The sequence below is a fragment of the Desulfatibacillum aliphaticivorans DSM 15576 genome (genome assembly GCF_000429905.1).
GTDB lineage: Bacteria > Desulfobacterota > Desulfobacteria > Desulfobacterales > Desulfatibacillaceae > Desulfatibacillum > Desulfatibacillum aliphaticivorans.
This window is the reverse complement of the sequence record NZ_AUCT01000010.1, coordinates 189360-206579: the sequence shown is the minus strand read 5'-3', so window position 1 is coordinate 206579 and position 17220 is coordinate 189360. Positions and strand designations below refer to the sequence as shown.

Sequence of the window (17220 nt, the reverse complement as noted above, 5' to 3'; positions counted from 1 at the left end):
ATTTTGATGCATTGATCGCTTGTCATTCTCTGGTCATGATCCGTTATCTTCTGCTCGTGTACATTTTGGGCAAACGGCAAATGACCGGCCCCGTGGGGCCGCTTTTCAGGGAATTGTCCGATGATCAGAATGTATTGGTTGTCGCCCAGTCTTTATGGGAAAAGGTCAAGGAATTGCTTTTGGGATCAAGGCAGGTTCTTTGTTACGGAATTGAGCCTGAAGTCATGAATTACATCCTTGACATTATTGAAAAAACAATAATTGACCAGATGTCTATAGCATCTGCGAAACTTTAGTTAACGATTTGACCAACAACGTTAAGTCAAAATCCGCCTCAACAATAAAGTCCACGTTTAAGTACCTTGCTTCAAATATCTCGCCCATAATCCTTAACTTGACGTTGTGGAAAATAAATCCAATTGCCCAATTGTCCGGGAGCCCAAAAACAACCTTAGATTATGGCGTCCCGGAATAACAGGATTTTCTCCCAGGGTTTTAAACGCCATGCCCTTGGGTTAGAAAATCACTATCAGCGCGGGGGAATCTTTGGTCTCATTTAATGATTGATTTTCCATAAACGCCCTTTCAATATTTTTGTAAAAAGGGTAAAATGCCATTCAATCATTTTTACGGCCTGACATTTCCCAATTTTAACAATTCCATTCACCACATAGTCTTGATATCCGGCGCTAAGCGTCGTTGATAAACCGCATGGCAATATTTCTGCGCACTTGGTCAAATGCTTAAAGGAGGGGAGATATGGCGGAAAAAACCATTTCCAGACGCGGCGCGCTCAGGCTCATGGCGGCTGCGTCCGCAGCCGGAGCGATGGGAGCTTTTCCTGGAAATCTGTTCAGCGCTCCAACCAACGGAAAGAAGCCCAACGTCCTGTTCATCCTGACGGACGATCATCGTTACGATCACATGGGCTGCGCCGGGCATCCTTTTATTAAAACGCCCAACCTGGACCGATTGGCGTCCCAGGGGGTTTACTTCAACAACTCCTTTGTAACCTCCTCATTGTGCAGCCCCAGCCGGGCCAGTTTTTTGACCGGCCAGTATGCCCACACCCACGGGGTGCAAAACAATCTCACGCCATGGGATAACGGCAACGTCACCTTTTTGGAACGCTTCAAGCAGGAAGGCTACGACACCGCGTTCCTGGGCAAGTGGCATATGCCGGGAGAATTGCCCAAGCTGCGGGGCGTGGACGAGTTCGTGACCTTTACGGTTCGGGGCGGCCAGGGCCAGTATTGGGACTGCCCGCTTATCGTCAACGGCGAAGACGCCAAGCCAAACAAGCGATACATCACCGAGGAGCTTACCGACCGGGCCATTGATTTTATAGACAGGGAAAGCGACAATCCCTTTTGTTTGTACTTGTCCCACAAGGCCGCCCACCATGACTGGAAGCCTCCCACGGACCTGAAAGACCTATACAGCGATGAGGATCTTCCGCTGGCCGAGGAGGCGGACACCTGGGTGACCATGACCAACGGGGCCGTATTCTGCGGGACCACCGGGACCTTGCAGTATCATTACCGGAATTACTGCCGGGTGGTCGCTTCGGTGGACAGGCAGGTGGGGCGGCTGCTTAAGTTCCTGGAAGATAAAGGCCTGGCGGACAATACCATCGTGGTCTACGCCGGGGACAACGGATATTTTTGGGGGGAGCACCGCAAGATTGACAAACGGTGGGCTTACGAGGAATCCATCAGAATTCCGTTCATGATTCGCGCTCCGGGAGTCGTTCCCGATCCGGGCAGAAAGGCCGACCAAATGGCCTTGAACATCGACCTGGCCCCGACTCTGTTCGACCTGGCGGGAATCGAGCCCCATGCAGGCATGGAAGGCCAAAGCCTGGCGCCCATCCTCCGTAACGGCCGGACGCCCGGCAGGGAGGCGTGGCTCTACGAGTATTTTAAGGACTACCCGTACAACGTTCCGGCGATCCAGGCGATTCGGACGCAGAACAACATCTACATTGAATATGACAGCAGCCGAAAGCCGGAGTATTACGACCTGAAGGCCGATCCCAAGGAAAAGCAGAACATCTACGACCAGTTGGAGGCCGCGGACATTTCCCGCTACCAGCAAATGATCGCCGCTTTTGCAAAGGAGGGTAGGCTATGAGCAACGCCCAAGAAAATGGAAACGGTTTTAAATTCGCCTGGATAGCCTTTCTCTGGGTTTGCGGCCTCATGGCGGCCTGCAAAATCCTGTATAATATCGCCTGGTACGAATTCGCCCCGGGCATGCACAAGCCCGTGACCTTCGTGGTGGGCGTTCTCCTGTTCGCCGTCCTTGCCCTGGCGCCTGCGGTGGTCTATCCTATAGGAAGAAAACGCGGCGCTTCCGGCCCTTTGCTGGTTCTTGTTTCTTTTCTGACCCTATTGATCTGGGACGCCTGGGAGGTGTATCGCGTTACGGAATTCTTCACCCTGGGCGAATCTTTGTATTACGGTCTGAATTCCGTGTTCATCGCCGCCGTCCTCGCCGGGATTTCTGAAATGGGCGCTTGGGAAGCCTATTTCCGCAAAAAGGATAAAACAGAAGGCGCGCCGGGGCTGATGGGGCCGGTCCTGACCGCCCTGGCCGGCTTGGCGCTTTTGTACGTGGTTATGTTCTGGAACCTGGGCCAGAGCTTTTTTTACATTTACCAAAGCGGATACCGGGCGTTATTTTAACTCTCAACTTTTGAGATAGAAGCGAATGCCTTGAAATCAAGTAATTACGTATAGATCTAAGATCTGTCTATATACCAGAGCCCGGGAATCATGGTTCCTTCCCCCCTGGCGGGGGAAGGACAGGATGGGGGGGCGTAGTAGCGCGGTTCCCGCGCAGTAGTAGCGAGGTTTCCTCGCCATAGAAAGTCACCCCCACCCCAACCCTCCCCCGTCAAGCAGGAGGGAGTTTTTGGGGAGTCGGCTTTGGCGTTTAATTCCTTATCGCCTATTGCAATCTCCTGTTTATATAGGAAAAGATTAATTCCCTAATGTTTTGTATGAAAATTTTCATCTTTTGTTGTGGGCCGCAGGTCCATGTGTGTTGAGTTAAATAATTATGAATTTGTTGATCAAACCGGCGTCATACCGCTGCAACCTGGATTGCGCCTACTGCTTTTACAAAAGGGCTGAAGAGGTCTATCCGGCCTCCAAAACCATGATGGATCTGGAAACCGCCCAGGCCATGATCGAAAAAACCCTGGCTTTGGGCCATCCCATCAACGGGTTCTGCTGGCAGGGCGGGGAGCCCACGCTCATGGGCCTGGACTTTTTCCGCGATGTAGTCAGATTGCAGAAAAAGGCCGCCGCTCCGGGCCAGGTTGTGGAGAATTCCATCCAGACCAATGGGATTCTCATTGACGACAAATGGGCGAAATTTCTGGCGGAAAATAGAATCCTGACAGGCCTGAGCCTGGACGGCCCCCGGGAAGTCCACGACAAAAACCGGATAGACCACCAAGGGCGCGGAACCTTTTCCAGGGTGATGCAAACCGCCCAAACCCTTTCCCGCCATGGGGCGGAATTCAACATCCTCACCCTGCTGACTCCCGACAACGTGGACCGGCCTGAAGAACTGTATGATTTTTTTGTGAAGCAGGGTTTTGAGTATCTCCAGTTCATCCCGTGCGTGGACGCGGACCCGGAAACCGGCGAACCCGCGCCAAGGGCGGTTTCGGGAAAGGCCCTGGGAGAATTTTACGTCCGCCTGTTCGACCTCTGGCTGCAAGACGGGTTCGGCCGGGTTTCCATCCGCCTGTTCGAAGACATCCTTATTTATTTTCTGGACGGACTCCGGGCCACCTGCTCCTGGCTTCCCCATTGCGATTCCTATTTGGTGGTGGAACATAACGGCGACGTCTACCCCTGCGATTTCTATGTGTACGATCAATACCGGCTGGGCAATATCGTCCGGGACGATCTGCCCGCCGTCATGAACTCGCCTACACGAAAAAAATTCGCCGCCGCCAAGGCGGAGTGGCCCCAAAAATGCCGCGCATGCCGATACTCCGCCCTCTGCCAGGGCGACTGCACGCGCCACAGAATCAACGGCCCCAGCATGCTGTGCGAGGCGTGGACCATGCTTTTCGACCATTTGGAGTCCCATCCCGTGGACGTAACCGCCAAAGCCCGGGAAGCCAGAGAGCAGCACGCCCGGGGCTTGTGGGCGAAAGCGGGCCGCAACGATCCCTGCCCGTGCGGCAGCGGCAAAAAATTCAAAAAATGTTGTATGGGCAAGCGCTCCTGAGTTCCACATATGGATGGATTTCGAACAAATGCTCGGCCGGTTCTTGACAGGGCGCGCTTCCGGGGTGTATGTTCACGATCGTCATATGGAGTTTGGCAATACTGAACACGGTTTGGAAATAACATGAGCGTACAATCCGTAGACAGAGCCCTGGAAATCCTGTCCCTTTTCTCCACCACCTCGCCGCGCCTGGGCATTACAGACATAAGCAAAGCCATGGGGCTTCCCAAGCCCACAGTGCACGGATTGGTGCGGACCCTGACCTCTCACGGTTTTCTGGCACAGGACCCGGAGAGCAAAAAATACTCCCTGGGGCTTAAGATTCACGAGATGGGGACAATTTTGGCGGGCAGCCTGCGAATCAACCAGGTGGGCGGCAGTCCCGCGCAAATGCTCACAAGATCCACGGGCCTGGCCACCCGGCTGGGGATCTGGGATCAGCAAGCCGTTCTGGTGACGCTGCTTCTTTTTCCCGACACCGTAAACGTGCTTTATCACCATATCGGCCCGCGCATTCAGGCGTACTGTTCTTCTTTGGGCAAGGCGATTTTGGCCTATCTGCCTCAGCAGGAGGTGGAGGACTATTTAGGCAAACATCCTTTGACGCCCATAACCACGACCACCATCACAAACCGGGAGGATTTGCTTAAAGACCTGGAATCCACCCGGGTTCGCGGATATGCCCTTGACCGGGAGGAGTGTATTTCTGGTATGAGTTGTATTGGCGCCCCAATATTTAATTACGCAGGAGCCCCTGTGGGCTCCATCAGCATATCCGGTCCTCCGGACCAGGTATTGGGAGATCGTACGGCCGCCCTGGCTCGTGAATTGCTCCTGACCGCACAACAGATTTCCAGCTTCATGGGGTGGCGCCCTGGGGAGGCGGCTAAGGCTGCACTTGTGACCGCTCCCCGGTCAAGGGTAAAGTAGGAAACAAGGATTTCCAAACATTTCAAGGGGGAGATATTACGAAAATGAGAGGCCTGCAGAAAGACCTGGCTGAGCTGGTGAGCCGCGACAGCGTCAAGACGGATCCCGAAGACCTGTTCGCCTACCAGAGCGACGCCACCCATTATTTCGCCAAAAGAAAGCCGGACGCCGTGGTTTTGCCCGCCAGCACGGAAGAAGTTGCGGCCGTCCTCAGCTATGCCAATAAAAACCAGATACCGGTCACGCCCAGAGGCGCGGGCAGCGGTCTTTCCGGCGGCTGCACGCCTGTCAAGGGCGGCATTGTCCTGGATATGAAGCGCATGAACAAAATCCGGGAGATCAACCGGGGCAACATGACGGCGACGGTGGATGCGGGCGTGGTTTTGGGCGATTTTCATAAAACCGTGGAAAGCCAGGGGCTTTTTTATCCGCCCGACCCCCAAAGCATGACCGTTTGCACCATCGGCGGCAACGTGGCCACCCGCGCCGGGGGGCCGAGGGGAGTCAAATACGGCACCACCCCCCATTATGTGCTGGGCGTGGAAGCGGTTTTGCCCGACGGCTACGTGATTCAGGCGGGAGGCAAATGCGTCAAGCAATCGGTCGGCTACGACATCACCCATCTTTTGGCCGGGTCCGAGGGAACGCTTGGGGTTATTACCAAGGCCCATCTGCGGATTATGCCTTTGCCTCCCTTCCACCGCACGGCGCTGGTGACCTGCAAAAGCATTGAAAACGCGGCGGAGATGATCGCGGAAATCATCGCCGCCGGTACGGTTCCCGCCATGCTGGAACTGCTCATGGGAATTTCCGTCCATGTTATGAACTCCATGATTTCCCCGCCCGCCCCCACGGACGGCGAGGCCTATCTGCTCATGGATATTGACGGCTCGGAAGGCCAGGTGAGGGAGGATGCGGAGACTCTCAAATCCATTTGCAACGACATGGGCGCCATGGAGGTCCGGGTTATCGAGGACGAAAAGGAAGCCGCCACCTACTGGAAAGCCCGCGCCAGCCTGTACCCCCTGGCCTTGACCATGGCGAAAAAAGTGGTGGCCGAAGACGTGACCGTCCCCAGGGACAAGGTTCCGGCTTTTGTGCGCGAGGTTCAGGCCATGGCGGGCCGCCTTGGGCTTTTGGTCGGTCTGTCCGGCCATGCCGGAGACGGCAACATGCACCCCAGCATCCTTTACGGAGAAGTGAACGAGGAGCAGGAAAGACTGGCCCGCAAGGCCATCGCGCAAATCGTGAAGACAGGGCTTGCATTGGGCGGAACCATATCCGGCGAGCACGGCATCGGGCTGCACAAATCCGAATATTTGGAATGGGATCTGGGCGGCGCGCAAATCGAGTTGATGAAGCGGGTTAAAAAGGCCTTTGACCCCAACGGGATTATGAATCCCGGCAAATTGTGGCTGCAAGGAGGGGAATAATGAGCTTTGATCTGCACGATTTTGAAGAGATGATGGCCAAATGCTCCCATTGCGCCTTTTGCCAGGCCACCTGCCCGGTCTTTCTCCAGGATCTCCTGGAAACCCATATGCCCAGAGCCAGAATGACCCTGGCCAAGGCCTGCCTGATGGACCAGGAAGTCCCCCGGACCAAGCGCCTGGAAAAAATCATGGACCGGTGCCTGTTGTGCGGAAACTGCGAACGCACCTGCCCGGCCGGCGTGAAGGTCAACGACGTGGTGGTGGCCGCCCGCAAGGATTTATACAAAGGAAAAAGAAAGTCGGCCATCGAACGCAACTTCCTCAGCTCCTTTATGCAAAAACGGGGCATGGACCGGCTGCACAGAGTGGGCTATTCCCTGGCGAAAAAAATGGGCAAGGTCCCGGACGGACTTCTTGAGCCTCGCGCGGACACGTTCTCCCAGCAATTCACGGGCGTTTTTCCGGCGGAAGGCGAGAAGCGCGCCACCGTAGCCTATTTTGTGGGCTGCGCCACCAACTCCAGCTTTGTGGAGACCGGCAAGGCCCTGATCAACGTGTACACACGCAACGGCATAGAAGTCATCGTGCCCGAAGGGCTCCTGTGCTGCGGCATGCCCGCCATCGCGGAAGGAGACGTGGAAACCGCCTACAACATGTTCATGCACAACATCCGCATTTTCCACAAAATGGAGGTGGACGCCGTGGTTACGGACTGCACCACCTGCGGCCTCATGTTCAAGGAAAACGGCGTCAAACTGGCCCCGGCCGGAACGCCTTTGGTGGAAAAGGTTCAGGGCGTGGCCGCTAAAATTTGGGAAGCCACGGACTATTTGAACCATCTTGGATTGGTGGACCAACCGGCCGGCCTGGACCTGAAGTTCACCTATCACGAGCCCTGCCACAGGGCGTGGTCCCCCACCCTTGCGGACGCGCCCCGGGCCGTCACCAAGGGCATTCCCGGCGCCGAGTTGTGTGAAATGGCTGCGCCTGACGCATGCTGCGGGGCGGGCGGAACCTTTTTTGTGCAGCATCCCGAGCTTTCCGGGGGCATTCGCAGTAAGAAAACCGATATGATCGAGAAAACCGGGGCGGACGCCATCCTGACCCAGTGCCCGGCATGCCGGGGTTACCTGGCCGCCGGCTGCGAAGAAAAAACGGTCATGCACCCCTTGGATTTGCTGGCCCAAGCCTACAAGGTGCACAACAAAACGCCGACGCCCAGGGAATAAAAAAACATTTCAGATTGTAGCCAGCCAGGCCTAAGCAGGCCCGGCATGGGGAAAATATTAACAAAAGGAGAACATCCTTATGAAATTGTTTGCACAAACCCAATTGCTGGAAGATGTGCAGGGAAAGGGCCTGTGTGTGGGTTGCGGGGCCTGCGTGGACCTGTGCCCCTATTTCACCACATACCGGGGCAAGACCGCCATGCTCTTTCCGTGCGATCGGGAGACAGGCCGCTGTTTCGCTTATTGCCCCAAGGCCGAAGTGGACTACGACGAGGTTTACAAAGCCCGAACAGGCCGCGCCTTTGATGGCACCCCCATCGGCCCCCATTTGGAAACCTACAAGGCCAAGGCCGGAGAAAAAACCGCGGAATGCACCTTTCAGTGCGGAGGCACGGTCACGGCTTTGATTTCCTGCGCCCTGGATAACAAAATGATCTCCGGCGCCGTCCTGACGGACAGCGAAGGCCGTATGCCCAAACCCAGGCTGGTCAGGACGTCGGAGCAGGCCCGGGATTGCGCCGGCTCCAAGTACTCCGCCTCCCCCACGCTTTCGGTATTAAACCGGGAAGCCAAAAGGGGCGTGAGGAACATGGGCGTTGTGGCCACGCCGTGCCAGGCCCTTGCAATTTCTCAGATGAAAATGAATCCCACGGACAAGCCGGACTTTGAAGACCCGGTTTCTCTGGTGATCGGGCTTTTCTGCACATGGGCCCTGGACGCCCGAAAGCTGGAAGCCTTGTTGGCTGAAAAAGGCATTGAGGGAAAAATCATCAAAGCCGACGTTCCTCCCCCGCCCGCCGAGGTGTTTGTGGTGGAGACGGATCAGGGAACTGTTGAAATCCCCTTGTCTGAAGTGCGCGAAATCATCCCGGAAGGGTGCTCCATCTGCCCGGACATGACCTCGGAACTGGCCGACGTTTCCGTAGGCCAGGTGGAAGGGGAAGCCGGCTTCAACACCTTGATCATTCGCACCCAAAAAGGCGCTGAACTGGTTAAGACGGCTATCAGCCAGGGCTACCTGGTCACCGAGAACCTGGAGGGGGACAAGATCCATAATTTGGCTACGGCCTCGGCCAACAAGAAAAAACGGGCTCTTGCCAAGGCAAAGGAAATGGGGCTTTTAAACACCCCGGATGAAGAGGGCCGGGCCGCCATGCGCGTTTCTGAGGGTGCGCTCAACAAAATTCAGCCGTAATCAAGGGAGGAAACCATGTCCCAATTATATGAAGGAAAAAAAGGCGAAAAAGTCTTGTTTATGGGCAACCAGGCCATTGCCCGGGGCGCCCTGGAAGCAGGGGTGAGCGTGGCCGCAGGCTATCCCGGAACCCCGTCTTCCGAAATCATTGAGAATCTGGCGGACGTGTCCAAGGAAGCCAATATGTATGTGGAATGGTCCGCCAATGAGAAGATCGCCGTGGAAGTTGCGGCGGCCGCGTCTTTCGCCGGGCTTCGCAGCATGTGCACCATGAAGCAGAACGGCGTGAACGTGGCTTCGGACTTTTTGCTCCACCTTGTGCTTTCGGGCACCCGCGGCGGTATGGTGCTGGTCCCCTGCGACGATCCCGGCGCTTTGTCTTCCATCAACGAAGGAGAGGCCCGGCATTTCGCCAAGCTCCTGGAAATCCCCTTGTTGGAGGCCGGAGACTTTCAGGAAGCCAAGGACATGCTCAAATGGGCTTTTGAACTTTCCGAGGAAATTCATAACCTGGTTATGTTCCGCAGCGTAACCCGTCTTTCCCATGCAAGCGGAAGCGTGGAACTGGGCGAGATTCCTCACACCGAGCCTCAGGCCAAATTCGTCAACAACGGGTTTATCCTGGATCCTTTGGAAGGACCGATTGTCAGCGCTCCTGTGGGATACAAGCACGGCCTGCAGCAGGATAAACTCAAAAAGGCCGAAGAACTCTTTGAGGAATCGCCTTTTAACACGTACGTAGGGCCGGAAAACCCTGAAATCCTGCTTATTACGTCCAGCGGGGCCACCCTGTACAGCAGGGAGGCGATCCACCTGTGCAACGCCAAGGACAAAGTGGGCCTGCTCAAGCTGGGAACCACCTTCCCCCTGCCCTCCAAGCTCATTGCCAAGCATCTTAAGACCACTGACAAGGTTCTGGTGGTGGAGGAAGTCCTGCCCTTCATGGAGGAAAACCTGAAGGTTCTGGCCCAGGAACTGGCGCCTGAAGTGGGGCAGAAGACCTTTTACGGAAAGCGCAGCGGCAATATCCCCATGACCGGCGAGTTGAACCCGGACCTGGTGGCCACCGCCCTGGCGACCCTTCTTGGAGATGCCTACAGTCCCCAGGACCAGGAATACCAGACCAAGGCCGCCCAGCAGGTCTTTTTCAACGCGCCCGTGCGCGACCTTACCTTCTGTCCCGGCTGCCCTCACAGGGCTTCGTTCTGGAGCATCCATAACGTGCTGGCTGCGGACAATCGGGAAGGCTTTGTCTGCGGCGACATCGGCTGCTACTCCATGGCCTTTCTGCCCAGCGGCTTTTCCACGCTCAAAACCCTGCACGCCATGGGTTCGGGCACGGGCGTGGCCAGCGGCTTCGGCAAATTGGGCCAGTTCGGACTGGATCAGCCTGTGGTCAGCGTGTGCGGCGACTCCACCTTCTTCCATTCGGGAATTCCCGCGCTGGTGAACGCCATCCACCACAAGTCGGACATCACCATGGTAATCCTGGACAACTCAGGCACCGGCATGACGGGCTTCCAGTCCCATCCGGGCCTGCCTGTAGACGCTCAGGGCAACGAATCCCCGGCATTGGACATCCCCACCATTTGCCGCGCTTTGGGGGCGACCGTAGAGGTTTGCGATCCTTTTTATCCCTACAAGACCCAGCAGACCTTCCACAAGCTCCTGGAAGCGCCGGGGGCCAAGGTTTTGGTCCTGCGTCAGATTTGCGCCCTCTCTCCGGAAAAGAAAGGGAAAAAGCAGTTTGAAATGTCCGTGGACGAAGATGTCTGTCTGGGCGAAAACTGCGGCTGCAACAAACTATGCACCCGGGTGTTCCGTTGTCCGGGGCTGAGATGGGATGAAGAGAAAAAGGTGGCGACCATTGACGAGGTGATTTGCGCGGGTTGCGGCATGTGCGCGGCGATCTGCCCCTCGGGCGCCATCACGCGAAAGGAGGTGGCATAAATCATGGGAACTGCTACTCTTACCAAAGATCCGTATAATTTGATCATCACCGGGGTTGGCGGTCAGGGAAACGTCCTGGCTTCCCGGGTTTTGGGCAACCTTCTGGCGGACCAGGGCTTTTCCATCACCATTGGCGAGACCTTCGGCGCCTCCCAGCGGGGCGGCTCGGTCATGAGCCATATGCGCATTTCCGCCGGGGAATCCTGGTCCCCCCAAATCCCCCAGGGACAGGCTGATATGGTCGTGGCTCTGGAGCCCATCGAGGCGCTCCGGGTTTTGCATACTTACGGCCATCCGGGCGTAAAGGTTATTTCCAACACCCGCTCCATTTATCCGGTTGGCGTGATTTCCGGGGACAACAAGTATCCTTCCATGGATGAACTCAAAACAATCATTGAAGACCTGACCGAGAGCGTCTGGTTCATCAATGCCACGGACGCGGCCATGAAGCTGGGAAATCCGATCTTCGGAAACATCATGATGGTGGGCGCTTTGGCGAAAACCGGCGTGCTGCCCATCGACCGGGACGGCTTTGAAAAGGTTATGCTTCGCACCATGGGCGAAAAAAAGACCCCTGTTAACCTAAAGGCGTTTGACATGGGCGCCGAAATGATTACATAGTATGAGGATGTCGCATCAGCCCGGCGCAACCGCTTTGCGCCGGGCTGACTAAAGATGATCATTACGGCATACAGGGGTATAATGAAACAAGGAGTTGTCGTTTCCGACCTGCACATGTTCGCCCGACGGTCCAACGCTCATGAAATGATGAGCCAAATTGGGGACCTCATTGCAAAATCCGACATGCTGGTGCTTAATGGAGACACCTTTGACTTTAGGTGGACCACCCTGCCCAGCGTCGACTACACGATCAAAGAAGCCGTGGGCTGGATCGACGGTCTCAGCAAAAGCTTTCCCAATTGCCAAATTCAGGTTGTTTGCGGCAACCACGACTGCAGGGAGGAATATTTGTCCGCCCTGGAGGATCTGGCTGCAAAAAATGCCTCCGTGTCATGGTACGAGCATTTTATGTTCATGCACAACCTGCTTTTTTTGCACGGCGATTGCGATACGCGCCATACCAAGGTGGATAAGTTCGTCCATTGGTCCGAGCCGTACGAAACCTCGAAGAAGGTCAGCCATGTCCTGGCTCTGGCATACGACCAGGCCAATAAAACCGGCCTCACGGGCTTGGCTCAAAGGCTGGCCAGTCCGCCCCATAAAGCCTCCAAAAAGGTTTTCTCGTATATGAGCGAGACTGCGCCGGACATCCTGGAAAATGTGGAGCACGTGTATTTCGGCCACAGCCACGTCCCATTCAGCAATTATGAATACAATGGGCTGTATTTCCATAATACCGGCTGCGCGGTTTCCAGCATGGAATTCAATCCCATACACTTCCGGTACGAGGCCTAAGGGGCTGCAAAGCCCCTCTCTTTTTACATTTTTACAGCCAATGTACGCTGCGCTGTGAAAGCCTTGTATACCCTCGTCTGACTTGCCAAACAATATGACAGGCTATATAGTGGAACCTCCTTGAATTTCAAGTAATGAGGAGCCATGTACAAGGACAAAAAAGTGGTCGCGGTCATGCCCGCGTACAATGCCGCGCAGACCCTGGTTAAGACCTATGAATCCATAATGGAACAGGACGTGGTGGACTTGGTGGTGGTTGTGGATGACGCCAGCCGCGACGAAACCGTCCGCATCGCCCGGGATCTGCCCAACACCCTTGTTCACGTCCACGAAAAAAACAAAGGCTACGGCGCCAACCAGAAAACCTGCTATCGCCTGGCCATGGAAGCCGAGGGCGACATCATTATCATGGTGCACCCGGACTATCAATACACGCCCAAGCTCATCCCGGCCATGGCCTCCCTCATAGGAAACGGGCTGTACCCTTGCGTTTTAGGCTCACGCATCTTGGGGGGATACGCCCTCAAAGGGGGCATGCCCGTGTGGCGGTACGCTTCCAACCGTTTTCTCACCCTGGCGGGCAATCTGCTCCTTGGCTCCAAGCTGTCCGAGTTCCACACAGGCTACAGGGCTTTTTCCCGGGAGCTTTTGGAACGCCTTCCTCTGGAGCAAAATTCAGACGACTTTGTTTTCGACAACCAAATGCTGGCCCAAATTCTATGGCTGGGCGAGCAAATCGCCGAGGTAAGCTGTCCCACCAAGTATTCCCCCGAGGCGTCTTCCATCAACTTCGTACGCAGCGTAATTTACGGGTTTGGCTGCCTGCATACCGGTCTGCGGTTCCGCCTTGCCAAAATGGACCTGATGGCCTCGCCTCTCTTCCCCCCCTCCGATTAATGCGCAAACCGGTTTCCCCATGGATCCTGGCCGCGGAAACCTTCCTTGCAAATGGATGCACAGCACTTATCTTAATGATAATAGTTCTTAACTATACATAAGTCAGAGAGCTATTGTATAATATGGGAGATATCCTTTTTCGGGTCTTGATAAAGCCTTTCCAGCCTGATTAAAGGATCATGCCGGGAAGTCATCCGCCTTAAAGGAAGACGGCGCCCGGCAGCCTCAATAATCAGATAACAAGGCGGGAGATCATGAAACGAAGAGTTTTTATCAAAGGCGCAGCGGTCATGACGGCCGGTGCGGCCGCCGCATTGAACGGCTTACCCATTTCCAGGGCTTTGGCCCAAAACGGGCCGGATCTGGCGGCCGTTCAGGGCGGAGAGCCGGGGATCATGTTTGACAAGGCCATCCAGGCTTTCGGCGGCATGAAAAATTTCGTCAAGCCCAATCAAAAGGTGGTGGTCAAGCCTAACATCGGCTGGGACACGCCGGTGGAGCGGGCGGCCAACACGCATCCGGAGCTGGTTTCCCGGATCATCAAGCATTGCCTGGACGCCGGGGCCAAAGAAGTGGTTGTGTTCGACCATACCTGCGACCAGTGGAAAAGAACGTACGAATCCAGCGGCATTGAGGCTGCGGTAAAGGATGCAGGCGGAATCATGGCCCCGGGGCATGTGGCCAGGCATTACGCCGAAGTGGCGGTTCCGGGAGGCAAGGACCTTAAAAAGGCCCGGGTGCACGAACTGGTTCTGGAAGCCGACGTGTTCATAAACGTCCCGGTGCTGAAGCACCATGGCGGCGCCGGCCTGACTATCGGCATGAAAAACAACATGGGCATTGTCTGGGATCGGGGCGACTGGCACAGAAGCGGCCTGCACCAGTGCATTGCGGATTTCTCCACGGTGCGCAAGCCGGACCTCACGGTGGTTGACGCCTACCGGATGCTCATGAAAAACGGCCCCAGAGGCGTTTCGGAAAACGATACGGCATTGCGAAAAGCCCAGATTATTTCTCCTGATCCGGTTGCAGCGGATGCCGCGTCCGCCAAGTTGTTCGGCATAGACCCCGCCAAGGTTCCGTATATCCGCATCGCCAACGAAAAAGGCGTAGGCGCCATGGACTTGAGCACACTGGCTATTGAACGGATTCGGATTTAAATTATGAAGCCTTCACGGCTATTCATAGGCCTTCGGATTCTTGCGTCCACGGCTGTCAGCCTGCTGATTATCCTGGCTACGGCCGACCTGTGGGGCTTTTTGGCGCCCGGAATTGTGCGCGTCGCAACATGGCTTCAATTCCTGCCTTCGCTTGTGCGCGCCCTCACCGCCTTTGGGCTCCTGGCCGCCGGATTTATTCTGGTCCTGGCCCTGACGCTCCTTTTCGGCCGGGTCTATTGCTCCTTTCTGTGCCCCCTGGGGGCCTTTATGGATGGGGTCATTGCAATCCGCAGGCGCATCTCCAAGGTCAAACTCCAATACGTCAAGCCCGGAGTCGTCAGATACTTCATCCTGGCGGGAATCGCCGTTTCTCTTTTTTTCGGAAGCATGCACCTCATCAACATCCTGGACCCATACAGCATCTTCGCCCGGTCAGCCCAGGCCCTGGTTCGCCCCTTGGCGATCGGCCTGAACAACCTGCTCGCCCAGGCCGGGGAACTCGCCGGGTATTACGGAATCGCCCCCTATCCCTTTAGCCTGCCGCCCCTGCCTGTGCTGGGAGTCATCCTGGCATGGTTGGCCCTGGTCGTCTGGCTGGCGGCGGCGCGAGGCAGGCTGTATTGCAACACCTTGTGTCCGGTGGGTGCGTTTTTAGGACTGGCGTCCCGATTTTCCGTTTTCAGGATGTCCATGGACGCAGAAAAATGCATCCAATGCGGGGCCTGCTCCAAAAAATGCAAGGCCTCGTGCATGGATGTGGAGAACAAAACGGTGGACGCGAGCCGGTGCGTCATGTGCCTGGATTGCCTGACCGTTTGCCCCGTGGATGCAGTGGAATTCACCGCCCCATCGGCGGCCAAGGAAGTTGAAACGGATCCGGGCAGGCGCAGCCTGCTGTTTATGGGCGCCTTTTTGTTGACGGGATTGCCGTCCAGGTCCGCGGCCGAAACCGGCAATGGATACCCGGAAACGATAATAGAGGAAAGCCTGGCCGCGTCTCCTACAGAGCCTTTGGCGCCGCCGCTGTCCATCAAACGGAAAGCCTCCCTGGTTCCACCCGGGGGGATGGGCCGGGATCATTTTACCTCAGCCTGCACGGGCTGCCACCTATGCGCGGCCGCCTGTCCTTCCCACGTCATCCGGCCTGAGTTGGTTGCACATCAGGGAAAAGGGCTGCTGGCCCCGAGCCTCTCCTATGAAAAAGGCTTCTGCAATTACAATTGCAACGCTTGCACCATGGTGTGCCCTTCGGGGGCGATCCTGGCGGTGGGGCTGGAGGAGAAAAAACGCGTTCAAATGGGGCGGGCGCAGTTCATCAAGCAAAACTGCGTGGTGGCGACCAAAGGCACGGAATGCGTGGCTTGCGCCGAGCACTGCCCGACAGGAGCGGTGAAGATCGTGCGCGAACAAGGCGGCCCCGGATTGCCCAAGGTGGATGAGGATGTCTGCGTGGGCTGCGGCGCCTGCGAGTTTGCGTGCCCGGCCAAACCGTATAAGGCCATATACGTCAAGGCCAGCCTGATTCACGGCAAGGCCCTGCCGCCGAAAAAGGGGGAAAGCGTCCAAAATCTGGTGGGCGAGGATTTTCCCTTTTAAGACGGCCTATGCCTCGTCCAAATCATCCAGGATAGGCGACGCCGCCTCTTCATAGGCCTTTAGCAGAGCGATCAGCAGCACAATGGCCAGAGGGCCTAAAAGCACTCCCAACAACCCAAAGGCGGAAAGGCCGCCCAGCAGGGAAAAGAAAATCAGCAAGGGATGCAGTTCGTTTTTGCCCCGCATGAGCAAGGGCCTGAGCACGTTGTCGCTGGCGCCCACCACAACCATGCACCAGATCGCCAAAAAGATGGCGGAGCCGATCTTGCCCGTGGCGTAAAGCAAAATGGTTGCAGGAACCCAAACCAGAGCGGTTCCGATTACCGGCACCATGCTGAAAAAGGCCATGACCACGCCCCAGGTCAGAGGAGGCAGCCCGGCGAAAAAAAGGCCTATCCCGCCCAGCACGCCCTGGGCCACGGCCGTCAAAAAGGTCCCGTAAAAAGCCGACCGGCTGACTTCCTTAAAGCAGTCTATGATTTCGTTTTCCAGGCTTTGCTTTAAAGGGCTCAGGTGCATGGCCCAGCGCAGGGCCTGGACGCCGTCGCGAAGAAAGTAAAATAAAGCGAACAACATGAGGACGAACTTCCACAATGTGGAGCCCAAAGCGCCCACCGCGGTGGCGCTGTACGAAATGATTTTTTTGCTAAGCCACGCTGCAGCGCCTGACAGGGACTTGCCTATTTCAATAGGATCGATTTTGACGTCCGGCAGGTATTCTTTTTGAAGGGAGGTAAGTTTATCCACGGTTTGGTCGGTGAACAAGCCGGACTCCAGGCCTTTGTTGATCCAGACCACTACGGAAGCCGACTCGTTGGCCAGCATCAGTATCAGGATGAAAGCCGGAAGCACGATAAGCAGCAGAACCATGATCACAGTCAGCCCGGCGGCCAGGCTTTGGCGGTTTTTCGTTTTTTTTAGGCTCCAGGAGTGCAGGGGATGGGCGATAATGGCCAGAACCATGGAGACCAGAAAAATGGTCAGAAAGGGCTTCATGACCATATATGCGAACGCCAGGGCGCAAAGCAGGCAGAAAAGGAGGAAGCCTCCCCCATATTCGGACAGGTTACCTGAACGGGACATGTTTTATTCCTCCCCAAAAGCGATGCCAAAACCAACAAGCCTGATGAAAAACTGTTTAGGGAGTGTGCCTTTGTCCGCGC

The 17220-nt window shown here is 56.0% G+C and carries 14 protein-coding genes and 1 pseudogene; 14 read left to right on the top strand and 1 reads right to left on the bottom strand.

Going from position 1 to position 17220, the window contains the following annotated elements; genetic code table 11:
* The 14 genes and pseudogenes from G491_RS0111885 to G491_RS0111815 all read left to right on the top strand — a co-directional run.
* A pseudogene (locus G491_RS0111885) lies at nucleotides 1-296 on the top strand (IS4 family transposase); the annotation flags it as partial.
* Nucleotides 297-759: 463 nt separating this feature from the next.
* The gene (locus G491_RS30525; protein ID WP_051327201.1) at nucleotides 760-2133 is read left to right on the top strand and encodes a sulfatase family protein; all 1374 of its coding nucleotides are present in this window, start codon (nucleotides 760-762) and stop codon (nucleotides 2131-2133) included.
* Nucleotides 2130-2687: a hypothetical protein gene (locus tag G491_RS0111870; RefSeq protein ID WP_028314762.1), complete on the top strand. Its 558-nt coding sequence runs from the start codon at nucleotides 2130-2132 to the stop codon at nucleotides 2685-2687. Before G491_RS30525 ends, G491_RS0111870 begins: the two co-directional genes overlap by 4 nt.
* Before the next feature lie 376 nt (nucleotides 2688-3063).
* Nucleotides 3064-4251: an anaerobic sulfatase maturase gene (locus G491_RS0111865; RefSeq protein ID WP_028314761.1), complete on the top strand. Its 1188-nt coding sequence runs from the start codon at nucleotides 3064-3066 to the stop codon at nucleotides 4249-4251.
* A gap of 123 nt (nucleotides 4252-4374) precedes the next feature.
* The gene (locus G491_RS0111860) at nucleotides 4375-5181 is read left to right on the top strand and encodes an IclR family transcriptional regulator (RefSeq protein ID WP_028314760.1); all 807 of its coding nucleotides are present in this window, start codon (nucleotides 4375-4377) and stop codon (nucleotides 5179-5181) included.
* Nucleotides 5182-5225: 44 nt separating this feature from the next.
* Nucleotides 5226-6614, top strand: a complete 1389-nt coding sequence (locus tag G491_RS0111855) for an FAD-binding oxidoreductase (protein WP_035218594.1) — start codon at nucleotides 5226-5228, stop codon at nucleotides 6612-6614.
* Nucleotides 6614-7843: a (Fe-S)-binding protein gene (locus tag G491_RS0111850; RefSeq protein WP_028314758.1), complete on the top strand. Its 1230-nt coding sequence runs from the start codon at nucleotides 6614-6616 to the stop codon at nucleotides 7841-7843. The genes G491_RS0111855 and G491_RS0111850 overlap by 1 nt, the downstream gene beginning before the upstream one ends.
* A gap of 79 nt (nucleotides 7844-7922) precedes the next feature.
* Nucleotides 7923-9038 carry a Coenzyme F420 hydrogenase/dehydrogenase, beta subunit C-terminal domain gene (locus G491_RS0111845; RefSeq protein ID WP_028314757.1) on the top strand — a complete coding sequence of 372 codons (1116 nt, stop codon included), beginning with the start codon at nucleotides 7923-7925 and terminating at the stop codon, nucleotides 9036-9038.
* 15 nt (nucleotides 9039-9053) lie between these two features.
* A complete protein-coding gene (locus G491_RS0111840; protein ID WP_028314756.1) occupies nucleotides 9054-10988 on the top strand; it encodes a thiamine pyrophosphate-dependent enzyme in 1935 nt (644 codons plus the stop codon).
* A 3-nt stretch (nucleotides 10989-10991) separates the two neighbouring features.
* On the top strand, nucleotides 10992-11609 hold the full coding sequence (locus tag G491_RS0111835) for an indolepyruvate oxidoreductase subunit beta (RefSeq protein WP_015947739.1): 618 nt from the start codon (nucleotides 10992-10994) through the stop codon (nucleotides 11607-11609).
* Between the two features lie 81 nt (nucleotides 11610-11690).
* Entirely contained in the window at nucleotides 11691-12404 is a 714-nt protein-coding gene (locus G491_RS0111830; protein ID WP_028314755.1) for a metallophosphoesterase, read from the top strand.
* A 144-nt stretch (nucleotides 12405-12548) separates the two neighbouring features.
* Entirely contained in the window at nucleotides 12549-13301 is a 753-nt protein-coding gene (locus tag G491_RS0111825; protein WP_028314754.1) for a glycosyltransferase family 2 protein, read from the top strand.
* Nucleotides 13302-13555: 254 nt separating this feature from the next.
* On the top strand, nucleotides 13556-14461 hold the full coding sequence (locus G491_RS0111820; protein WP_028314753.1) for a DUF362 domain-containing protein: 906 nt from the start codon (nucleotides 13556-13558) through the stop codon (nucleotides 14459-14461).
* 3 nt (nucleotides 14462-14464) lie between these two features.
* Nucleotides 14465-16057, top strand: a complete 1593-nt coding sequence (locus G491_RS0111815) for a 4Fe-4S binding protein (protein ID WP_028314752.1) — start codon at nucleotides 14465-14467, stop codon at nucleotides 16055-16057.
* 6 nt (nucleotides 16058-16063) lie between these two features.
* Here G491_RS0111815 and G491_RS30520 read toward each other — a convergent pair whose 3' ends face one another.
* Nucleotides 16064-17140: an AI-2E family transporter gene (locus G491_RS30520; RefSeq protein WP_015947734.1), complete on the bottom strand. Its 1077-nt coding sequence runs from the start codon at nucleotides 17138-17140 to the stop codon at nucleotides 16064-16066.
* Nucleotides 17141-17220: the final 80 nt, after the last annotated feature.